Annotated in this window: 14 protein-coding genes; 12 read left to right on the forward strand and 2 right to left on the reverse strand. The window is 72.3% G+C overall.

The annotated features are described in order from the left end of the window. The first annotated feature begins 37 nt into the window (after nt 1–37). The 7 genes from ACZ6NZ_RS08945 to ACZ6NZ_RS08975 all read left to right on the forward strand — a co-directional run bounded on the left by ACZ6NZ_RS08945 (nt 38) and on the right by ACZ6NZ_RS08975 (nt 9,978). Nucleotides 38–640, forward strand: a complete 603-nt coding sequence (locus ACZ6NZ_RS08945) for a dihydrofolate reductase family protein (protein WP_465857214.1) — start codon at nt 38–40, stop codon at nt 638–640. Nucleotides 641–794: 154 nt separating this feature from the next. Then, on the forward strand, nt 795–2,162 hold the full coding sequence (locus tag ACZ6NZ_RS08950; RefSeq protein WP_465857216.1) for a cellulase family glycosylhydrolase: 1,368 nt from the start codon (nt 795–797) through the stop codon (nt 2,160–2,162). Nucleotides 2,163–2,372: 210 nt separating this feature from the next. Beyond that, complete coding sequence (locus tag ACZ6NZ_RS08955) at nt 2,373–5,042, forward strand: glutamate--cysteine ligase (protein ID WP_465857218.1); 2,670 nt, start codon at nt 2,373–2,375, stop codon at nt 5,040–5,042. A 97-nt stretch (nt 5,043–5,139) separates the two neighbouring features. After that, nucleotides 5,140–6,918, forward strand: coding sequence for an N-acetylglutaminylglutamine amidotransferase (locus ACZ6NZ_RS08960; RefSeq protein ID WP_465857220.1), 1,779 nt, complete (start codon nt 5,140–5,142; stop codon nt 6,916–6,918). Further along, nucleotides 6,919–8,766, forward strand: coding sequence for a S9 family peptidase (locus tag ACZ6NZ_RS08965; protein WP_465857222.1), 1,848 nt, complete (start codon nt 6,919–6,921; stop codon nt 8,764–8,766). A 17-nt stretch (nt 8,767–8,783) separates the two neighbouring features. Further along, complete coding sequence (locus tag ACZ6NZ_RS08970; protein WP_465857224.1) at nt 8,784–9,350, forward strand: hypothetical protein; 567 nt, start codon at nt 8,784–8,786, stop codon at nt 9,348–9,350. 73 nt (nt 9,351–9,423) lie between these two features. Then, entirely contained in the window at nt 9,424–9,978 is a 555-nt protein-coding gene (locus tag ACZ6NZ_RS08975) for a dihydrofolate reductase family protein (RefSeq protein ID WP_465857226.1), read from the forward strand. A gap of 4 nt (nt 9,979–9,982) precedes the next feature. Here the strand turns inward: ACZ6NZ_RS08975 and ACZ6NZ_RS08980 are convergent, their stop codons facing one another. Further along, complete coding sequence (locus tag ACZ6NZ_RS08980; protein WP_465857228.1) at nt 9,983–13,060, reverse strand: AfsR/SARP family transcriptional regulator; 3,078 nt, start codon at nt 13,058–13,060, stop codon at nt 9,983–9,985. A 392-nt stretch (nt 13,061–13,452) separates the two neighbouring features. On the opposite strand from ACZ6NZ_RS08980, the gene ACZ6NZ_RS08985 reads away from it, so the two are divergent. The 5 genes from ACZ6NZ_RS08985 (at nt 13,453) to ACZ6NZ_RS09005 (ending at nt 17,815) form a co-directional block, all read left to right on the forward strand. Continuing rightward, on the forward strand, nt 13,453–13,725 hold the full coding sequence (locus tag ACZ6NZ_RS08985) for a GlsB/YeaQ/YmgE family stress response membrane protein (protein ID WP_366606424.1): 273 nt from the start codon (nt 13,453–13,455) through the stop codon (nt 13,723–13,725). Between the two features lie 532 nt (nt 13,726–14,257). Continuing rightward, complete coding sequence (locus ACZ6NZ_RS08990) at nt 14,258–16,051, forward strand: adenylyl cyclase (RefSeq protein WP_465857408.1); 1,794 nt, start codon at nt 14,258–14,260, stop codon at nt 16,049–16,051. Nucleotides 16,052–16,210: 159 nt separating this feature from the next. Continuing rightward, complete coding sequence (locus ACZ6NZ_RS08995) at nt 16,211–16,291, forward strand: putative leader peptide (protein ID WP_465857410.1); 81 nt, start codon at nt 16,211–16,213, stop codon at nt 16,289–16,291. 175 nt (nt 16,292–16,466) lie between these two features. Continuing rightward, nucleotides 16,467–16,613, forward strand: coding sequence for a hypothetical protein (locus tag ACZ6NZ_RS09000; RefSeq protein WP_465857231.1), 147 nt, complete (start codon nt 16,467–16,469; stop codon nt 16,611–16,613). Beyond that, entirely contained in the window at nt 16,613–17,815 is a 1,203-nt protein-coding gene (locus ACZ6NZ_RS09005) for a YeiH family protein (RefSeq protein ID WP_465857233.1), read from the forward strand. The genes ACZ6NZ_RS09000 and ACZ6NZ_RS09005 overlap by 1 nt, the downstream gene beginning before the upstream one ends. A gap of 65 nt (nt 17,816–17,880) precedes the next feature. Here ACZ6NZ_RS09005 and ACZ6NZ_RS09010 read toward each other — a convergent pair whose 3' ends face one another. Beyond that, nucleotides 17,881–19,356 (reverse strand): acyltransferase family protein, encoded by a 1,476-nt coding sequence (locus ACZ6NZ_RS09010; protein ID WP_465857235.1) that lies wholly within the window; start codon nt 19,354–19,356, stop codon nt 17,881–17,883. Between the last annotated feature and the right edge of the window lie 70 nt (nt 19,357–19,426).

Consider the following 19,426-nt stretch of genomic DNA (forward strand, 5'->3'; position numbering starts at 1 on the left):
CGATGAGCCGACCCGGCACGGACCAAGGGGTGGATCGATGACGAAGGTGACGACCTGGGCGACGATGTCGTTGGACGGCTACATCGCGGACGCGTCCCACGGTGGCTTCGAGTACCTCTTCCAGTGGTACGAGAACGGCGACGTCGAGACGCCGACGGTCGACCCCGAGCTGACCTTTCGGACGTCCGCCACGAGTGCCCGGCATCTGCGGGCGATCACCGAGCGGACCGGAGCGCTCGTCGTCGGCCGCCGGCTCTTCGACATCACCAGCGGGTGGGGTGGCCGGCATCCGCTGGACGTGCCCGTCGTGGTGGTCACGCACAGCGTGCCGGAGGGGTGGGCGCCGGAGAGTGACTCCTTCGTCTTCGTCACCGAGGGCATCGAGAGCGCCGTCGACCGGGCGAAGGCGATCGCCGGCGACAAGGAGGTCGGTGTCAACGGCGGCACCATCGCGGCCCAGGTCGTCGAGGCCGGCCTGCTCGACGAGGTGCACGTCGACCTCGTTCCGGTCCTACTCGGTGCCGGCATCCCGCTCTTCGCCGACCTGAAGATCGCCCCACTTCAGCTGGACGGCCCGTTCAGCGTGGTCGAGGGCGACGGCGTCACCCACCTGGCCTACCGGGTACGCCGAGCCTCCTGAGCGCCCGCGGGGGACCGGCCTGATCGGGGCCGGGCGCCGGTGCTGAGCCCTCCGGCCAGAGCCTCCACCTTGCTCCCATAGGCAATGATCGATATCCTGCGCCCAGGCGCCGCCCCGCCTCAGACCACCACCGTCGATCCGAAGCGGGTTCCGCATGCGCACACCGAGACTTGTCACGACTCTGGCCGTCGCCGGCCTGCTCGCCGGTGGGGTGGCGCTGGCCGCCGCCACACCGGCCAGCGCGGCGAGCGCCGTGTTCTCCGTGACCAACAACTGGGGCAACGGCTACCAGGGGCAGGTCACCGTCACCAACAACACCTCCGCCCAGATCACCAGTTGGCGGGTCGAGTTCGACCTGCCGTCCTCCTCGACCGTCAGCCAGTCGTGGAACGCGCAGCAGACGACCTCGGGCAGCCACTACACCTTCGCCAACATGTCCTGGAACGGCACCCTCGCCGCCGGCGCCTCCACCTCGTTCGGCTTCCTCGTCAACGGCACCGGCACCCCCCTCAACTGCACGGTGAACGGCGCGTCCTGCGCCGGCGGTCCGCCCCCGACCACCCCGCCACCCACCACGCCGCCACCCACCACGCCGCCACCGACCACCCCGCCCCCGACCACCGGCACGCCGGTCGAGCGGCACGGGCAACTGCGGGTCTGCGGCACGACGATGTGCGACAAGAACGGCGCGCGGGTGCAGTTGCGCGGTATCAGCAGCATGTGGCTCAACTGGGAAACCGCCCCGTACGCCGAGAACCTCTCCGCGCTGCGCTGGATGCGGGACAACTGGAACCTCCAGGTGATCCGCGCGGCCATGGGGGTGGAGCCGGCGGGGGCGTACCTGAGCGACCCGAACAAGGCCCGCGCGCAGGTGGAGACCATCATCAACAACGCGGTCACCGCCGGGGTCTACGTGATCGTCGACTGGCACGCGCACGAGGCGCAGAACAACCAGTCGCAGGCGGTGGCGTTCTTCGGCGACCTGGCCCGCCGGTACGGCCACCTGCCCAACGTCATCTGGGAGCCCTACAACGAGCCACTCCAGGTCAGCTGGACCAACGTCATCAAGCCGTACCACCAGGCCGTGGTGTCCGCGATCCGCGCCGCCGACCCGGACAACATCGTCGTGCTCGGCACCCCAACCTGGTCACAGGACGTGGACGTCGCGGCGGCCAGCCCGGTCACCGGCACCAACCTGATGTACACCCTGCACTTCTACTCCTGCACGCACGGGGCGTCGCTGCGGGCCAAGGGCGACGCGGCGATCCGCGCGGGTCTGGCGCTGTTCGTCACGGAGTGGGGAGCCAGCAACGCCGACGGCGGTCTCGACGGCCGGGCCTGTCTGCCGGAGGCGCAGTCCTGGATCGACTGGATGAAGGCGAACGGCATCTCCTGGACGGCCTGGAAGCTCGACGTCGGCACCGACACCACCAACCTGCTCAGCCCGGGAGCACCGGTCACCGGTGGGTGGACCAACTACCTGCACGGCCACGCGCCGTTCGTGGTGGCCAACATGAGGTGACCCCGGCGGCTCCTTGACCGGGATTGATCGAATCGAGACTGTTGATGTCGGGGTGTCCAGGCCGGTGGGACACCCCGACATCACGTGCCGCCCCCTGAGCAGCGCGGGCGGAACGGGCGCGTCACCTTAACGCGCCCGAAACACCCCCGGTACCAACCCTGGGAACGCTCGTCGGACAGCCAGACCACCGACACGCGAACCGGGGTGACCATGGCCGACAACACCACGAACGCGCCGACGTACGACGAGCCGGTCAGCCGGTCCGGCAACGGCCGGACGCCGCCCGCCCCCCGTACCAATCCGGTCCTGTCGCTGGACGACGGTGACCCGGCGGACCTGGCCACGATCGGGGTGGAGGAGGAGTTCCACGTCGTCGACCTGCACACCCGGGAGTTGGTGCCCCGCGCCGGGGAGTTGCTCGACCGCTTGCCGGCGGCCTCGTTCACCGCCGAGTTGCACCGCAGCGTGGTGGAGACCAACACCGCGGTCTGCCGCACCCTGGACGAGATCCGCGCCGAGCTGACCCGGCTGCGTCAGGCGGCCGTCCAGGTCGCCGACCGGGCCGGTCTGGGCATCGTGGCGGCCGGTACGGTGCCGCTGCGCGCCGACGGCGACCCGAGCGTCACCCCCACCTCCCGCTACCGCCGGATGCTCGACGAGTACCAGATGCTCGCCCGGGAGCAGTTGATCTGCGGAGCGCAGGTGCACGTCGGCGTCTCCGACCGGGACCTGGCGGTGGCGGTCACCCGTCGGGTCCAGCCGTGGCTGCCGGTGCTGCTGGCCCTCTCCACCAGCTCGCCGTACTGGATGGGTCAGGACAGCGGCTACGCCAGCGTGCGGTCCCTGGTCTGGCAGCGGTGGCCCACCGCCGGTGACCCGGGCGAGGTGACCAGCGCCGCGGACCACGAGGCGCTGGTCGCCGAGCTGATCTCCTCCGAGACAATCACCGACCCCGCCATGATCTATTTCGACGTCCGGCCGTCGGCGCACGTGCCCACTGTGGAGCTGCGGATCACCGACGCCAACGCCGACGTGGAGATCATCGTCCTGCTCACCGGTCTGTTCCGGGCGCTCGTCCGACGGGAGGTCGCCGCCCTGCGCGCCGGGGTGGAGCGCACGGCCGTCCGACCCCCGGTGCTGCGCGCCGCCCTGTGGCGGGCGGCCCGCTCCGGGTTGGAAGGGGACCTGCTCGACCTGCCCCGGTCGGCCCGACCGGTGCCGGCCGCCCAGGCGGTCCGCCGCCTGGTCAGCGACCTGCGCCCACAGTTGGAGGCGACCGGGGACTGGGAGCAGGTCAGCGAGCTGACCCGGCACGCGCTGGAACGCGGCAGCTCCGCCGCCCGGCAGCGGCGGGCGTACGAGCGACGGGGCCGGTTGGCCGACGTGGTCGACCTGCTGCTCGACGAGACCCGGGGCCGGGTCCGCGGTCCGCTGCCGGGTGCGCCGACACCGCCGGCGCTGCCCACGTACGCCGACGCCGGCGACGAGGTCTTCGGCCCGGCCGGACCGCAACCGGCGTACGCCCCGATACTCGCGACCCTGCGCCAACTCGGTGCCGGGGCGCTGCGTCGACGCGAACACGACCGGGACGAGGAGCAGCGGGCCCGGGGCGTGACGTTCAGCGTGGCCGGCGAGGCGAGCACCCGGCTCTTCCCGGTCGACCTGGTGCCCCGGGTGGTGCCCGCCGCCGACTGGCGGACCCTGCGTACCGGCCTGGTGCAACGCGCCCGCGCCCTCGACGCCTTCCTGCGCGACGTCTACGCCGACCGGGCGGTGGTGGCCGACGGCGTGGTGCCGGCGTGGGTGGTGGAGTCCTCACCCGGCCTGCGCCCGACCGGGGCGCTGATGGGCCGGCGGGGCACCCGCGCCCAGGTGTCCGGCACCGACCTCGTCCGGGACCCGGACGGCGGCTGGTACGTGCTGGAGGACAACCTGCGGGTGCCCTCCGGGATCGGCTACGCGGTGCAGAACCGTCGGCTGACCCGGGCGGTGCTGCCGGAGCTGCCGGTGCCGGCGGATCTGCTGCCCGCCGACGAGACGCCGGCGATGCTGTACCGGGCGTTGGTCGCCGCCGCCCCTGCCGCGGCCGACGACCCCGCCGTGGTGGTGCTCAGCAGCGGCCCCGGTGATCCGGCGTGGTTCGAGCACCGGCTGCTGGCCGACGAGATGGGCGTGCCGCTGACCGAGACCAGCGACCTGCTGGTGGAGGAGGGGCGGGTTCGGCTGGTCCGCGAGGGCTGCCGCCGCGAGGTCGACGTGATCTACCTGCGGATGGACGAGGAGGCGCTGCTGCACGCGCCCGGCGCGGACGGGGTGCCGCTGGGCTGGCCGCTGCTCGCCGCCGTGCACGCCGGGCGGCTCACCCTGGCCAACGCGCTGGGCAACGGCGTCGGTGACGACAAGGCGCTGTACGCGTACGTGCCCCGGCTGATCGAGTACTACCTGGGCGAGAAGCCGCTGCTCGGGGACGTGCCGACGTACCTGTGCGGGCTGCCCGAGCAGCGGGCCGAGGTGCTGGGCCGGCTCGACGAGCTGGTCCTCAAGCCGGTCGACGGGTACGGCGGTGACCGGGTCGTGATCGGCCCCCGCGCCGAGGCGGAGGAGTTGGACGCCGTCCGGGAGCAGATCCTCGCGGCCCCGCACCGGTGGATCGCCCAGGAGATGATCGCGCTGACCACCCACCCGGTCTTCGACGGCACCGCGCTGGCTCCCCGCCACGTCGACCTGCGGGCGTTCGTGTTCCTCGGTGACACCGCCGAGGTCGCGCCGGTGGCGCTGACCCGGGTGGCGCCGGCCGGCAGCATGATCGTCAACTCGTCGCGCGGCGGCGGTTCGAAGGACACCTGGCTGCTCGGTGGAGCCGACGAACCGTCGGCGTAACCGACGCTTGACCCACCCGTCATCGGGACGCAACCCGGTCCGCCAAGCCTGGACCGGTCAGCGCCCCAGCGGATCGAGCCGATGAGAGGTGTGAGCCATGTGCGGTATCGGAGGCGAGTTCCGCCTCGACGGGGCGTCGCCGGACCTGGCCGCCGTCGAGCGGATGCTCCCCGCCCTGGCCTCCCGGGGCCCGGACGGCGAGGGTCGGTGGCAGCAGGGTCCGGTGGCCCTGGTCCACCGCCGACTGCGCATCATCGACCTGTCCGACGCGGGCGCCCAGCCGATGGTCGACCACGAGCTGGGCCTGGCGGTGGTCTTCAACGGCTGTGTCTACAACTACCGGGAGCTGCGCGACGAGCTGACCGCCGCCGGCTATTCCTTCCGGTCCACCTCGGACACCGAGGTGATCATCAAGGCGTACCACCGGTGGGGGACGGCCTGCGTCGAACGGTTCTACGGGATGTTCGCGTTCGCCCTGGTCGAGCTGGCCACGCACACCCTGGTGCTGGCCCGGGACCGGCTCGGCATCAAGCCGCTCTACCTGGCCGAGGGGCCGGGCCGGCTGCGCTTCGCCTCGACCCTGCCGGCGCTGCTCGCCGCCGGTGACGTGGACACCGACCTCGACCCGGTGGCGCTGCACCACTACATGAGCTTCCACTCGGTGGTGCCGGCACCGCGCACGATCCTTGCCGGGGTCCGCAAGCTGCCGCCGGCCACCGTCCGGGTGATCACCGCAGACGGCCGGAGCAGCGACACCACCTACTGGCGGCCGGAGTTCAACCGGGCCGCCGCCCCCGCCATGTCCGCCGACGAGTGGCAGGAACGGCTCATGGCGGCGTTGCGCACCGCCGTACGACGGCGGATGGTCGCCGACGTGCCGGTCGGCGTGCTGCTCTCCGGCGGTCTCGACTCCAGCCTGATCGTCGCCCTGCTGGCCGAGCAGGGCCAGACCGGCCTGGCCACCTTCAGCATCGGCTTCGAGGCGGCGGCGGGGGAGAGCGGCGACGAGTTCCACTACTCCGACCTGATGGCCCGCCACTTCGACACCGACCACCAGCAGATCCGCATCGACGCGAAGCGGTTCGTGCCCGCCGTGCACCAGGCCATCGGGGCGATGAGCGAACCGATGGTCAGCCACGACTGCGTCGCATTTCACCTGCTCTCCGAGGAGGTCTCCCAGCGCATCACCGTCGTGCAGTCCGGGCAGGGCGCCGACGAGATCCTCGCCGGCTACGACTGGTACCCGCCGATGGCCAACGTGGCCCGCGAAGACGCCGTCGAGGCGTACGCCCGGGTGTTCTTCGATCGTCGCCACGACGCGCTCGGCGGGCACCTGGCGCCCGAGTGGATGCTCGACCACGACGCCAGCCTGGAGTTCGTCGCCACGCACTTCGGCGCGCCCGGCGCGGACACCGCGCTGGACGCGGCGCTGCGCCTGGACAGCCTGGTGATGCTCGTCGACGACCCGGTCAAGCGGGTCGACAACATGACGATGGCCTGGGGGCTGGAGGCCCGCGTGCCGTTCCTCGACCACGAGGTGGTCGAGCTGGCCGCCGCCTGCCCACCGACCATGAAGCTGGCGCAGGGCGGCAAGGGGGTGCTGAAGGCCGCGAGCCGGGGCATCGTCCCGGACGAGGTGATCGACCGGCCGAAGGGCTACTTCCCGGTGCCCGCCATCCGGCACCTCTCCGGTCCACTGCTCGACGACGTGCGGGACGCGCTGACCGCCCGGCCGGCGCGCGAGCGGGGTCTGTTCCGCAAGGACTACCTGGAGGAGTTGCTGGACGCGCCGAACGCCCGGCGGACCACGCTGGGCTCCAACGCGCTCTGGCAGCTGGGGCTGCTGGAGCTCTGGTTGCAGCGGATCGGGGTTTAGATGAGCGTACGGATTGAGCCGCCGCGCACCAGCCGGCGGGCCCGACCCGCGAGCCACCGGACGGTGTCGCCCTCGGTGCCGATCAGCGAGGACTTCGCCCCCGCACCGTCCCCCGACGGCCGCCGGGTGGCGTTCCTCTCCGACCGGGCCGGGACGCCCGGCGTCTGGGTCTGCCAGGTCGACGCGGGGGCGCCCGTCGCGCTGCCCGTCGGCGACGAACCGGTTCTCGCGCTGAGCTGGTCCCCGGACGGTCAGTGGCTGGCCTGTGTCGTCGCCCCCGGCGGCGCGCCCCGCACCGAGCTGTGGGTGCTGCGCCCGGACGGCACGGCACGCCACCAGGTTGCCGGTTTCGGCCGCCGCAGCGCCGCGCTGGCCGGCTGGCTGCCGCACGGCGCGGTGCTGGCGGTCACCGAGTCCGACGATCACGGGCAGGCCCTGCTCGTCGACGCGGCCACCGGGCACCGGCGGGTGCTCGCCCAGGGCGACCTGCTCACCCTCCTGGACGTGACCCCGGACGCGGGCACCGCGCTGTTGCGCCGCGGCCCCCGGAACGCCCGCTGGCTGGAGGTGATCGACGTGGCCACCGGCGTCCGGCGGCGGCTCCTGCCGGACACCGGGAGGGGCAGCACGGACCAGGGTTGGTTCGGCCCGGACGGTACGAGCGTGCTGGCCCGCACCGACGCGTACTCCGAACTCGCCACGCTGGTACGGGTCGACCTGACCCGACCGGAGCAGCCGCCGACCCGGCTCGCCGGACGACCGGACGCCGAGCTGGAACACGTCACGCCCAGCGCGGACGGGCAGCGTGGCGCGTTGCTGTGGAACACCTACGGCGGGCGCAGCGAGCTCAGCCTGCTCGACTTCGCCAGCGGTGTGCAGCGGGCCGTCGCCGCCCCCGGCGAGGTGCTCGGCGACACCGTATTCGCCGCCGACGGTGGCCTGCTCTGCGTCACCGCGCAGGGGCCGGTGCAGCCGCGGGAGGTGTGGCTGGTCGACCCGTCGACCGGGGCGCCGCGCCCGCTGCGGCCGGACACCGGCGTCCCGCGTACGGACAACGCCGGCGTCGCACCGCAACTTCTCGACCTGCGCGCCCGCGACGGGTTGCCGCTCTCCGGCTGGCTCTACCGTCCGGCCGGGCCGGGCCCCTGGCCGACCGCGATCAGCCTGCACGGTGGCCCGGAGGCACAGGAGCGTCCCGGCTGGAACCCGCTGTTCCAGGCCCTGGTGGCGCAGGGCATCGCGGTCTTCGCGCCCAACGTCCGTGGGTCGTCCGGGTTCGGCCGTTCGTTCGTCGCCGCCGACAACCTCGCCGGCCGCTACGGCGCGATCGCCGACGTGGCGGCCTGCGCCGAGTTCCTCGTCGACGCCGGCGTCGCCCGGCCCGGCCAGCTCGGCGTCCTGGGCCGCTCCTACGGCGGTTACCTGGTCCTCGCGGTACTGGTGAACTTCCCCGGTCTGTTCGCCGCCGGGGTCGCCGAGTGCGGCATCTCCGACTTCCGGACCTTCTTCGCCGGCACCGAGCCGTGGATCGCCGCCGCCGCCGTCAGCAAGTACGGCGACCCGCACCGCGACGCCGACCTGCTGCGCGAGCTCTCCCCGCTGACCCACATCGACCGGCTGGACGTGCCGGTGCTGCTGATCCACGGCGCCAACGACACCAACGTGCCGGCGGGCGAGTCGGCCCAGGTCGCCCAGGCCCTCGCCGACCGGGGGGTGCCGCACGGACACCTGGCGCTCGCCGGCGAGGGGCACGATTTCCTGTCGCGGGCCAACGCCGAGGCGGCCCGCACGGCCACCACCGGCTGGCTGACCCGGTACCTCGCCGCGACCGCGACCGTCCTCGGCTGAGGCGTTATCCTGCGCCGGTGGAGGTGGCGGCGCAGGACGAGCGGTTGGCCGCGGACCTCGGTCGCTGGCTGGCCGAGGTCACCTTCGTCGACCTGGACACCGACGAGGTCACCGCGCTGGTGATCGATTCGGTGGTGCGGTGGGCCGAGGCCCAGGGCTGGCGGGTCTACCGGCGTGCGCCCAGCGTGCTGCCGTTGCCACCGCCGCTGGAGCAGCGGCACTCGGTGCTCGACGTGGCGTGTGCCCGTCCGGACGCTCCGCCCGTCGTGGTGGAGGTCGACCACACCGACCGGGCCCGTACGGTGCAGAAGCTGCGCGCGGAGGCGGACGCCGGCCGGATCCCGATCTGGGTGCGGTGGGGCGTCGGGCGTTTCAGCGCGCCGCCACCGCCGGTGCGGATGGTGACCGTCGAGGTGACCCGGCGGGCCGGTCCGGCCGGGCGCGGACGGCTGCACAGCCGCGGCGGTGACCGCCCCGCTCCGGCCCACTCGAGCGGCGGCGGCACGGTGACCCCGCAGGCGCTGCCGATCCCGTTGACCGAACGGCCGCCGGGCCCGCTCGACGACACCGGTAAGAGCACCTGAAGCGAACCGTAAGCGGGCTCCGGCAGAGTTCTGGGTGTCACCGGAGAGCACGACAGACACCCAGGAGATCCCGATGCGCAAGCTCGTCAACTCGACCTACATCACCCTCGACGGCGTCATCGAAAACCCGATGTGGACCATGCCGTACTTCGACGAGGAGGCGGCCAGCCTCGCCGGTGCGCAGACCGAGGAGGCCGACGCGATGCTGATGGGCCGGGCCACCTACGACGGCATGTCCGCCGCCTGGCCGACCCGGGACGAGAGCGACCCGAGCACGGGCGCCGCGTACTTCAACAACGTCAAGAAGTACGTCGCCTCGACCACCCTGACCGACCCCACCTGGAACAACACCGAGGTGCTCCAGGGTGACCTGGTCGAGGCGGTCACCGCGCTCAAGGCCCAGGAGGGCAAGAACATCATCCAGTACGGCTTCGGCTCGGTCACCGCCCAGTTGATCCGGGCGGGCCTGGTGGACGAGGTCCGGTTCTGGATCCACCCGGTGCTGGAGGGCGGCCCCAGCCTCACCACGCCGCTGGCCGACGTCAAGGCGTCGTTCGACCTGATCGACACCCGGGTGCACAAGAGCGGCGTGATCGTCGCCTCGTACCAGCCGAAGGTGACTCCCTGACCGGTCAGAGCTGGGCCCGGGCCTCGCCCGGGCTCAGCCGCGCGCCCTCGGCCAGCAGCGCGTCGAAGCGTTCCGGCCCGAGTTCGGCCCGCAGGCGTGCGGTCACCCGGTCGGTGTCGTCGCGTTCGGCCGGCGCGGCGGGGGACCGCGTCGCGATCCGGGCGGCGGCCGCCGCGCCCAGCAGCCGGACGGCGACCTCGGGGGAGCGCACCGCCGCCGCCATCCCCTCCAGCGGGCCGATCGCGTCGCGCATGGTCGCCATCGCCTCGGCGACCTCGAACGCCTCGATGTGCAGGGCCAGGGCGGCGTCCGGGTCGCCGCCCTGCTCGACCGCGTAGCCCAGCTCCACCAGCACCATCGGCAGGTAGAGCGCGGGTTGGCTCTCTGCCCGGCCCAGGTCGGCGAGGTGGCCGAGGTGGGTGACGGCCAGGTCGAGCTTGCCGTCACGGCGGGCGGCCAGCCCGAGGCTCATCTCCGCGAAGATCAGCGCGCCGGGCGAGCCCTGCTCCACCGCCAGGTCGTAGGCGCGTTCGGCCAGCTCCCGACCCTGGGCGTAGTCGCGGGTCTGCACGGCGAGCCAGGCCAGCCAGGACAGCTCGGCGCAGACCTGCGGCCACAGCGCCAACTCCTCGGCCCAGCGCAGCCCCTCCCGGTGCAGCGCGGCGGCGCGCTCGTGCTCGCCGCGCATGTCCGCCAGCCCACCCACCCACTCGGTCGCCCGGAGCCGACCCCACCGGTCGCCGAGGCCGGCGAAGAGCGCGGCGGCGCGGGTCGCGGTGCGCTCCAGGGTGGCCTGGTCACCGTTGGCGTGGGCGATGTGGGCCAGGGAGGTCAGCACCGCCGCCTCGGTCCACGGGTCGGTGGTGGCGGTGGGTAGCAGCTCCGAGACCAGGGCCAGGTCGCCCTGTTCGATCACCGCATTGGCCGCGAACCACGCGGCGTGGCTGTCCGGGTCGGCGGCCACGGCGGCGCGCACGTCGTCGGCGGCGATCACCTCGCCCTGCGACAGGGCGAAGCCGACCCGCCAGGGTGCCGCGCGGGCCTCCTGCTCCGCGTCGCCGGGCACGGCCAGCGCCCGCCGTGCCTCGCTGAGCCGGCCGCGCAGGAACCAGTACCAGCTCAGTGCGACCGCCAGGCGCAGCCCACCACCGTGCGCCAGCGCCGACCGCAGGTTCGCCAGCTCGGTGTCGAGCAGCGCCAGCCATTGCCGCTGGTCGGCTCCGCGCAGCCCGGGGTCGGCGCGTTCGGCCAGCTCGGTGTAGTAGGAGGCGTGCCGCCCGCGTACCTCGTCGGCGTCGCCGAGGCGTTCCAGACAGAACGCGGCCACCGATTCGAGCAGCCGGTAGCGGGGGGCCGCGCCGGAGTCGTCGAGCACCACCAGCGACCGGTCCACCAGCCGGGCGAGAGCGTCCAGGTCGGTTCGGCAGACCTCTTCGGCGGCCTCCGGGGTGCAGCCGTCCGGGAACACCGCCAGTTGGGCGAGCACCACCCGGTCGGACTCGTCCAGGAGGTCCCAACTCCAACCGATCACCGCGGTGAGCGTCCGCTGCCGGGGTGGCACGTCCCGCTGCGCGGAGGTGAGCAGCCGGAACCGGTCGTCGAGCCGGTCCACCACCCCGCGTACTCCCAGCGCCCGGACCCGGGTCGCGGCCAGCTCCAACGCCAGCGGCAGCCCGTCGAGGCGGCGGCACAGTTGGGCCACCGCCGTCGCGGTCGGCCCGTCGAGGCGGAAACCGCGCTGCTGCGCGGCGGCCCGGGCGACGAACAACCGGGCCGCCGCCGAACGCCGGACCGCGTCCAGGCCACCGTCGTCGGGCACCGGCAGTGGGGGTACCTCCCAGAGCCGCTCACCGGTCAGCCCGAGAGGCTCCCGGCTGGTGGCCAGCACGCTCACCCCGGGCACGTCGCGCAGCAGCCGGGCGACCAGCTCGGCGACCGGTTCGATGACGTGTTCGCAGTTGTCCAGCACGAGCAGCAACTGCCGGTGCCGCAGGGCCGTGACCACCCGGTCGGCGGGCGACTGGGTCGCTCCGGCGGCCTCGTGTGCGGCCAGAGCGCCGAGCACCTGGTCGGCGATGCGGGCGTCACCGGCCGGGAGCGGGGCCAGCTCGACCAGTCGGACGCCGTCCGGGTAGGACGACGCGCGAGCCGTTTCGGTGGCCAGCCGGGTCTTGCCGACGCCGCCCGGGCCGACCAGCGTGACCAGCCGCTGCCGGGGCAGCAGCGCTCGCAGTTCGGCCAGCGCCTCGTCCCGCCCGATCAACTCGTCGAGCGGGGCCGGCAGGTTGCCCCGGACGGCGTTGGTGTCGTCGGCGTGGCTGGCGGCGTGCCCGATCGCTGCCTTTGTCGGGGCGTTCAGGCCGGCGTCCTGTTCGAGGATCCTGCGGTGCAGGGCGACCAGCTCCGGGCCGGGGTCGAGGCCCAACTCCTCGGCGAGGCGGGCCCGTAGCTCCGCGTAGCTCTCCAACGCCTCGGACTGGCGGCCGGCCGCATACAACGCGCGTAGCTGCACCGCCCGCAGGCCCTCGCGCAGCGGATGCCGCGCGACCAGCTCAGCCAGGTCAGCGGCTACCAGGTCATGCTCGCCCCGGGCCAGCCGGGCCTGCGCCAACCGCTCCTGAACGACGAGGCGCTGCTCGGCGAGGCGGGCCGCCTCGGCCCGCACGAACTCGGCGTCGGCCACGTCGGCGTACGCCTCACCGCGCCACAACGCGAGGGCCTCGGTCAGCCGGTCGACATCGGCGCGGCGGGCCAGCTCGTCGAAGCGGTCGACGTCGACCGCGTCGACCCGCAGCAGGTAGCCGGGTGGCCGGGACTCGACCAGCTCGCGGGCGCCGGGCTCGGCGTCGTTGAGCGCCTTGCGCAGCTGCGACACCCGCACCTGGAGTGCCCCGGTCGGATTGGCGGGGGCGTCGTCACCCCACAGGTCGTCGATGAGGCGGTCCGCCGAGACCACCTGGTTGCGGTTGACCAGCAGGTCGGCCAGCAACGCCCGGACCTTCGTGCCGGGCACCACCACCGGCTCGCCGGCGTCCGTGCTCACGGCGAGCGGCCCGAGCACCCCGAACTGCACGGCGGTCATCCTAGCCCCGGTCGAGGCAACCCAAAGCCCACCACAACGCCCCACCAACCACTCCGTCGGCCCCGCCAGCCCCCCCCCGCGGCCCCCCACCGCCCCCGCCCCGCCAGCCCCCGCCCCGCCCCGCACCCCCCGCTCCGTCGATCATGGACTTATGGTGGCCGTTTTAGCCGCGAAAAACCGTTCTACACCCCACCACAACTCCATGATCGACACAGCGGAGGGTTGGCCCGGGACCCAGCCCTCCGCGATCTTGCACTTTCTGCGGTGACGTAGTTCGCGAAAGCCGCATTACGGCAGCACAAAGTGCAAGATCGCGTGGGGGCGGGTTTGGGGGTTGGTTGCTTTGGGCAATTAAGTCGTTGACTGCACCTCTCTTTCGAAGGACGGCTTCCGTGGAGATTTCCGGCTTCTTCGCCGCCATCATCATCGGCCTGGTCATCGGCGCGCTGGGCCGCCTGGTCGTACCGGGCAAGCAGAACATCCCCATCTGGCTGACACTGCTCATCGGTGTGGTCGCAGCGCTCCTCGGCACCCTCGTCGCCGGTGCCCTCGGCGTCGACGAGACCAGCGGAATCGACTGGATCGAGCTGCTACTGCAGGTCGCCTTCGCCGCCGTCGGCGTGGCGATCGTCGCCGGTGCCCGCGGCCGCCGCCGGGTGCGCTGACCTCCCACAGCATCGCGCCTCTCGCGCCATCGCGCCATCGCGCCATCGCGCCATCGTGTCGGCCCGCCCTCCGCAGGAGGGTGGGCCGGCGCTGCGTCAGGGGTTCGGATGGGCTGACCGACCGGCGACGGGTCTGCCGCTGGCTGATGAACACGCCCCGGCCTGATCCACGTCTCAGCGGGAACGGGGCTGAGCGGCTCAGCGCCGGCCGCCATCACCCGGCCCTCCCGGGCGTGCTCGGATGAGTGTCGGCTGACTGACAGCGAGCCGGCTCGTATCACCGCCATGTCGACGTTTCGCCCGTCCGTGGTCATGGCGCGCGGCCGGTTCAGGGGGTAGAAACATGTCAACCCTTCGGTACGACCTCACTCTCGGCCGCAGGGTTCAGAGAGCGCTCTCACCGCCCCCAGCTGCGCCGGAAGTACGCCGGCCAGCGGAGAGGACGAACCACGTGACAACCCTGTCCCGACGCGTGCGCCGGAGATCCGGTCGTACCCTCCTGCTTGCGCTGGTGTTGACCACCGCCACCACGATGACCAGCACGGTGGCCAGCGCCGGCCGCCCGACTCACGGCGCACCGGACTTCGGCCCGAACGTGACGATCTTCGACCCGTCGATGCCGGTCGGCGAGATCCAGCAGACCCTGGACGCGGCGCACGCCCGGCAGGTCGACAACGAGATGGGCACCGAGCGGCACGCCTACCTCTTCAAGCCCGGCACGTACGGCACGGCCGCGCAGCCGTTGCAGGCCAAGGTCGGCTACTACACCGAGGTGTCCGGCCTGGGCGCCTCGCCCACCGACGTCACCGTCAACGGCAAGCTGGAGGTCTACAACCGCTGCCTCGCCGACGGCGGCACCGGCAACTGCCTCGCGCTGGTCAACTTCTGGCGCACCCTGTCCAACCTCTCGCTCACCATCAACGCGGCCGGCCAGGACGACTGCCGGTCGTCGGCGAACTTCTGGGCGGTCTCCCAGGCGGTGTCGATGCGCCGCCTGAACATCGGCGGCGGTGGTCTGTCGCTGATGGACTACTGCACCGCCGGCCCGCAGTACGCCAGCGGCGGGTTCATCGCCGACTCGCGGCTGCCGGCCACGACGAACGGTTCACAGCAGCAGTGGTTGACCCGCAACAGCGAGGTCGGCAGTTGGTCCAACGCGGTGTGGAACCAGGTGTTCGCGGGGGTCGAGGGCGCGCCGGACGACGCCACGTTCCCCGACCCGCCGTACACCACCCTGGAGACCACTCCGCTGAGCCGGGAGAAGCCGTACCTCTTCGTCGACGGCAAGGGTCGCTACCAGGTACGGGTGCCCGCCGCGCAGCGCGACAGCCGGGGCGTCTCCTGGGCTGACGGCATCACGCCGGGGCGCACCATCGGGATCGGCGACTTCTTCATCGCCAAGCCGTCGGACTCGGTACGCGTCATCAACAGCCAGTTGGCGCGCGGCAAGCACCTGCTGCTCACGCCCGGCACGTACGACATCGCGCGCAGCATCGAGGTTCGGCGTCCGAACACCGTGGTGCTGGGGATCGGGCATGCCACGCTGACCGCGGTGAACGGCGCGATCCCGCTGGACGTGGCCGGTGTTCCCGGGGTGATCGTCGCCGGTGTCACGATCGACGCCGGCCTCGTCGAGTCCCCGGTCCTGCTGCGGGTCGGCGCCGAGCACGGCCGCAACGCGAGCAGCCCGCACAACCCGACCACGCTCTCCGACGTGTACTTCCGGGTCGGCGGCCCGCACATCGGGCGGACGGACACCGCGCTGGAGGTCAACAGCGACAACGTGCTCATCGACCACACCTGGGTGTGGCGTGGTGATCACGGTGTCGAGGGCTTCACCGAGGGCGTCAACGGTGACACCGACCGCTGGCGTACCAACACCGGCCGTTACGGCGCCGTCATCAACGGCGACCACGTGACGGCGACGGGCCTGTTCGTCGAGCACTTCCAGCGCTACAACACGGTCTGGAACGGCGAGCACGGCACCACGATCCTCTACCAGAACGAGCTGCCGTACGACCCGCCGACGCAGGCCGACTGGATGAATGGCGCGGTCGAGGGCTGGGCCGGGTACAAGGTTGGTGACCGGGTGCGTCACCACACCCTGTACGGGGGTGGGGTGTACGTGTTCAACCAGAACAACCCGTCGATCCACACGGAGAACGGCTTCGAGGTCCCGAACCGGCCCGGGGTACGGCTGCACCACATCATGACCGTCAACCTCAGCGCCGGGACGATCGACCATGTGGTCAACGGCGTCGGGGACGCCGCCGACATGACGAAGGTCGGCGCTCCGGTCTACCTGACCCGGTATCCGACTCCGTAGCGGGGATCGGGCGTACCGACGGGGCCGGAGCCGGCGATGGCTCCGGCCCCGCTGTGCTGGTGTGTCCGGGCCCGCCGCCCGCCGCCCGCCGTCGACGGCTGGTGGGAAATCTCCGCTCACGGTCTTGAATTCCTATCGAGTCGATAGGAAAATGGGCCAATGCCGGCTGGTCCGTTCCTCACCTCGCGTCGGGCCGTCGACCTGATGCGGGTCGCCTCCGAGCTCTGTCCGGGTCACTGACCACCGACCGGCTGGCACCACCCGCACCGTTCCTCGGCCCCGCTGCCGAATCACGCGCCGCCCCGTGGCCCAACCGGCCCGGCGGCCTCCGCGCGGTCACCGAGACCCCGTCCTGCCTGCTCACCCCTGAACCGATCCGGCCACGGCCGGATCGGGCCATGTCTGGAGGTCCGTCATGACCACCGATCCGTCACCGCCCAGTCCGGAGACCGCCGCGGATTCCCGGCTCGCGTTCAACGAGGACTGGGCGGCGACCATTCTCGGTCTGGCCCTGCTCGCCCTGGTCCTGTTCGGTGCCATCCCCGCCGGGCTGGTGCCCTGATGACCGCCGACGTGACCCGCACCGACAACGAGCCCGGCACCTCCGCCGACGAACCGCCCACCGCAAGCGAGCGCGACACGTCGTCGACCGCAGTCGGCCCAGCCGAGCCGACCAGTGTGGCGCGTGACGGGGCGTTCTGGGCGTGGACGGCGATCGGCCTGCTGATCGTGGTCGGTCTCGCCGCGCTCACCCGCTACCTGGAGCAGAACGTTCCGGCCTGGGCCGAGGGCACCGCCGTCGAGGACATCGGAGCGGCGATCGAGTACCCGGTGTACGCGATCCTGCTCGGCCTGCTCGGCAACGTCGCCGTCACGCTGCTCGGGTGGCGGGACCGGATCGCCGCCGCGTTCCGGACCGAGTTCTTCATCAAGACCGGTCTGGTGTTGCTCGGTGCGTCGATCAACCTGGCCGTCATCGCCAGCGCCGCCGGACCGGCGATCGCCCAGGCGATTCTGCTGATCAGCGGGGTGTTCCTGTTCACCTGGTGGTTGGCCGGCAGGTTCGGCCTCGACGACAAGCTGCGGGCGCTGCTCGCGTCGGCGGTGTCGATCTGCGGGGTCAGCGCGGCGATCGCCGCCGCCGGGGCCGTGCGGGCGCGCCGCGAGCAGTTGGCCTACACGGCGAGTCTGGTCATCGTCTTCGCGTTGCCGTCCATCTTCATCCTGCCCTGGTTGGCCGACGTGTTCGGGCTCTCCGACGCGGTGGCCGGCGCCTGGATCGGTGGCAACATCGACACCACGGCGGCGGTCACCGCGGCGGGAGCGCTCGCCGGTGAGGAGGCGCTCCAGATCGCCAGCATCGTCAAGGTCACCCAGAATGCCCTGATGGGCGTGGTGGCGGTCGCGCTCACCGCGTACTTCACACTGCGGGTGGAACGACGGCCCGGCGCGGCCCGGCCGGGCCTCGCCGAGCTGTGGACGCGGTTCCCGAAGTTCGTCCTCGGCTTCATCGCGGCCTCGGTCATCGCCACCTGGTACCTCGACGCGGCTGGCGCGGACGGCAAGGCCACCATCGCCGTCGTCAACGACCTGCGCGTGTGGTTCCTGATCCTGGCCTTCGTCAGCATCGGCCTGGAGGTCCGGGTCGCGTCGCTGCGGGAGGCGGGTTGGCGACCGGTGGCGGTTTTCGCCAGTGCCACGGTGTTCAACCTGGCGTTGGCGCTCGCCCTGGCGTCCCTGCTGTTCCGCGACTTCTCGGGCTGAGTCAGCCGGCTGCCCTGGCGCATGGTGACGGGGCCGGAGCCAGCTTGGCTCCGGCCCCGTCGTGATCAGCGGGGCGGTGTCGTCGGGGTGGTCGGCGCGCGGTGTGACCGACCCGACCGGGTGTGCGAGGTGGGCGTCTTGACCGGGTCGAACGGAAGGTCCTTCCTGGTCCGTACGGGTACCGCCAGGAACGACGGCGCCGTTGCGGTGAGCCGCTTGGCGCGGCGCGGGGTGGCCGCCGTGGCGGGGGCGTTCTTCGACGACCGGCTGTGCCGGGCACCCGCCTTGTGCCGGCCCGCGGCGGTGCGGGTCTCGGCGCCCTTGACGGTGACCGGGCTGGGGATCAGCACGGCCCGAGGGCTGGCGGTGCGGCCCGCGCGCCGGTGCCGTGCACGCCCGCTGCCGGTCTTGAACCCGAGGGCGGGCCGTTCCACCAGGTGCCAGGAGAGGGCGGCGAACAGGAAGGCACCGAGCAGGCTCAGCACGATGTACCCGAGCATCCCGAACCGGGCCCCGCCGAGCAGGGCGATCATCTGCTGCACCGGGAATCCGTAGATGTAGATGCCGTAGGTGTAGTCGTGCCGGCGGCTGATTCCGGACAGCCGCTTCGGCAGCGCGACGGCGGCGAAGAGCACCAGGTAGGCGAACGCCGGCAGGCCCACCGCGAAGAACCCGCCCAGCCACAGCGAGCCGACCAACGCGACGCCGGCCAGCAGGGCCAGTTCCCTGGTCATCGGGATCCGGTGCGCGTACAGGCGGGCGGCCGCACCGAGCAGGAACAGGAAGCCGAGCATCAGCGTCCAGTCGGCGGCGAACGCGCCGAGCAGCGGGAACGGCCCGATCGCCCCGTGTTGCGGCGGGCGGGAGCTCCAGGTCGGCGCGGTGAAGAAGTCGCGCAGGATCAGGGCGTAGCAGACGCCGGTCAGGACGAGCACGGCACGAGGCGCCCGGTGTAGCACCGAGGTGACCACCAGGATGCCGACGATCCCGTAGAACGCCAGGTCGTAGCGGAGTGTCCACAGTGAGCCGTCGAACGCGCTGGGTCCGCCGACGATCAGTCCGTACGGTGTCTCGGCCAGCAGCCCGGAGATGGGGAACTGCTCCATCGAGGCGAGAATGTTCGTGGTGACGTAGTCGAAGGGTCCCTCCGGGTGCCCCCAGAACCCGTCCAGGGTGCCGTTCTCGTAGAGCGCCGCGAGCGGCGCGAAGACGAACGCGGTGACCAGCAGGCAGGCCCACAGCCCGGGAAAGACCCGCAGCAGGCGGGCGCGGACGTACTGGCGCAGCGTGGAGCGCAGCGCGCTGTCGGTGATGAGGAATCCGGAAATCAGGAAGAACCCGTACAGGCACAGGGTGCCGAGGTCGCTCTGCCGGCCGAAGGTGGCCGCGCCGAGATTGTGCTGGCCGAAGCCGAGCGGGCCGGCGTGCGCGATGATCACGCCACACGCCAACGCCAGGCGAAGGACGCCGAAGGCGTTGTGCTGGGCGGAGTATCTGCCCTGCAGCGTCGCGGAACGCTGCTCGTCCAACTTCGGCTGCACCTGACGACTCCTCTGATCACTGAGCTGTTCGGAACGACGGATCGGAGCGCTGCCGATCGATGTGCCAATT

It is taken from the genome of Micromonospora sp. NPDC047756, from assembly GCF_055587245.1.

Coding starts and splice junctions, on each gene's coding strand:
- ACZ6NZ_RS08945 (WP_465857214.1), top strand. CDS start 38: ATGACGAAGGTGACGACCTGGGCGACGATGTCGTTGGACGGCTACATC.
- ACZ6NZ_RS08950 (WP_465857216.1), top strand. CDS start 795: ATGCGCACACCGAGACTTGTCACGACTCTGGCCGTCGCCGGCCTGCTC.
- ACZ6NZ_RS08955 (WP_465857218.1), top strand. CDS start 2,373: ATGGCCGACAACACCACGAACGCGCCGACGTACGACGAGCCGGTCAGC.
- ACZ6NZ_RS08960 (WP_465857220.1), top strand. CDS start 5,140: ATGTGCGGTATCGGAGGCGAGTTCCGCCTCGACGGGGCGTCGCCGGAC.
- ACZ6NZ_RS08965 (WP_465857222.1), top strand. CDS start 6,919: ATGAGCGTACGGATTGAGCCGCCGCGCACCAGCCGGCGGGCCCGACCC.
- ACZ6NZ_RS08975 (WP_465857226.1), top strand. CDS start 9,424: ATGCGCAAGCTCGTCAACTCGACCTACATCACCCTCGACGGCGTCATC.
- ACZ6NZ_RS08980 (WP_465857228.1), bottom strand. CDS start 13,060: ATGACCGCCGTGCAGTTCGGGGTGCTCGGGCCGCTCGCCGTGAGCACG.
- ACZ6NZ_RS08990 (WP_465857408.1), top strand. CDS start 14,258: ATGACCAGCACGGTGGCCAGCGCCGGCCGCCCGACTCACGGCGCACCG.
- ACZ6NZ_RS08995 (WP_465857410.1), top strand. CDS start 16,211: ATGCCGGCTGGTCCGTTCCTCACCTCGCGTCGGGCCGTCGACCTGATG.
- ACZ6NZ_RS09000 (WP_465857231.1), top strand. CDS start 16,467: ATGACCACCGATCCGTCACCGCCCAGTCCGGAGACCGCCGCGGATTCC.
- ACZ6NZ_RS09005 (WP_465857233.1), top strand. CDS start 16,613: ATGACCGCCGACGTGACCCGCACCGACAACGAGCCCGGCACCTCCGCC.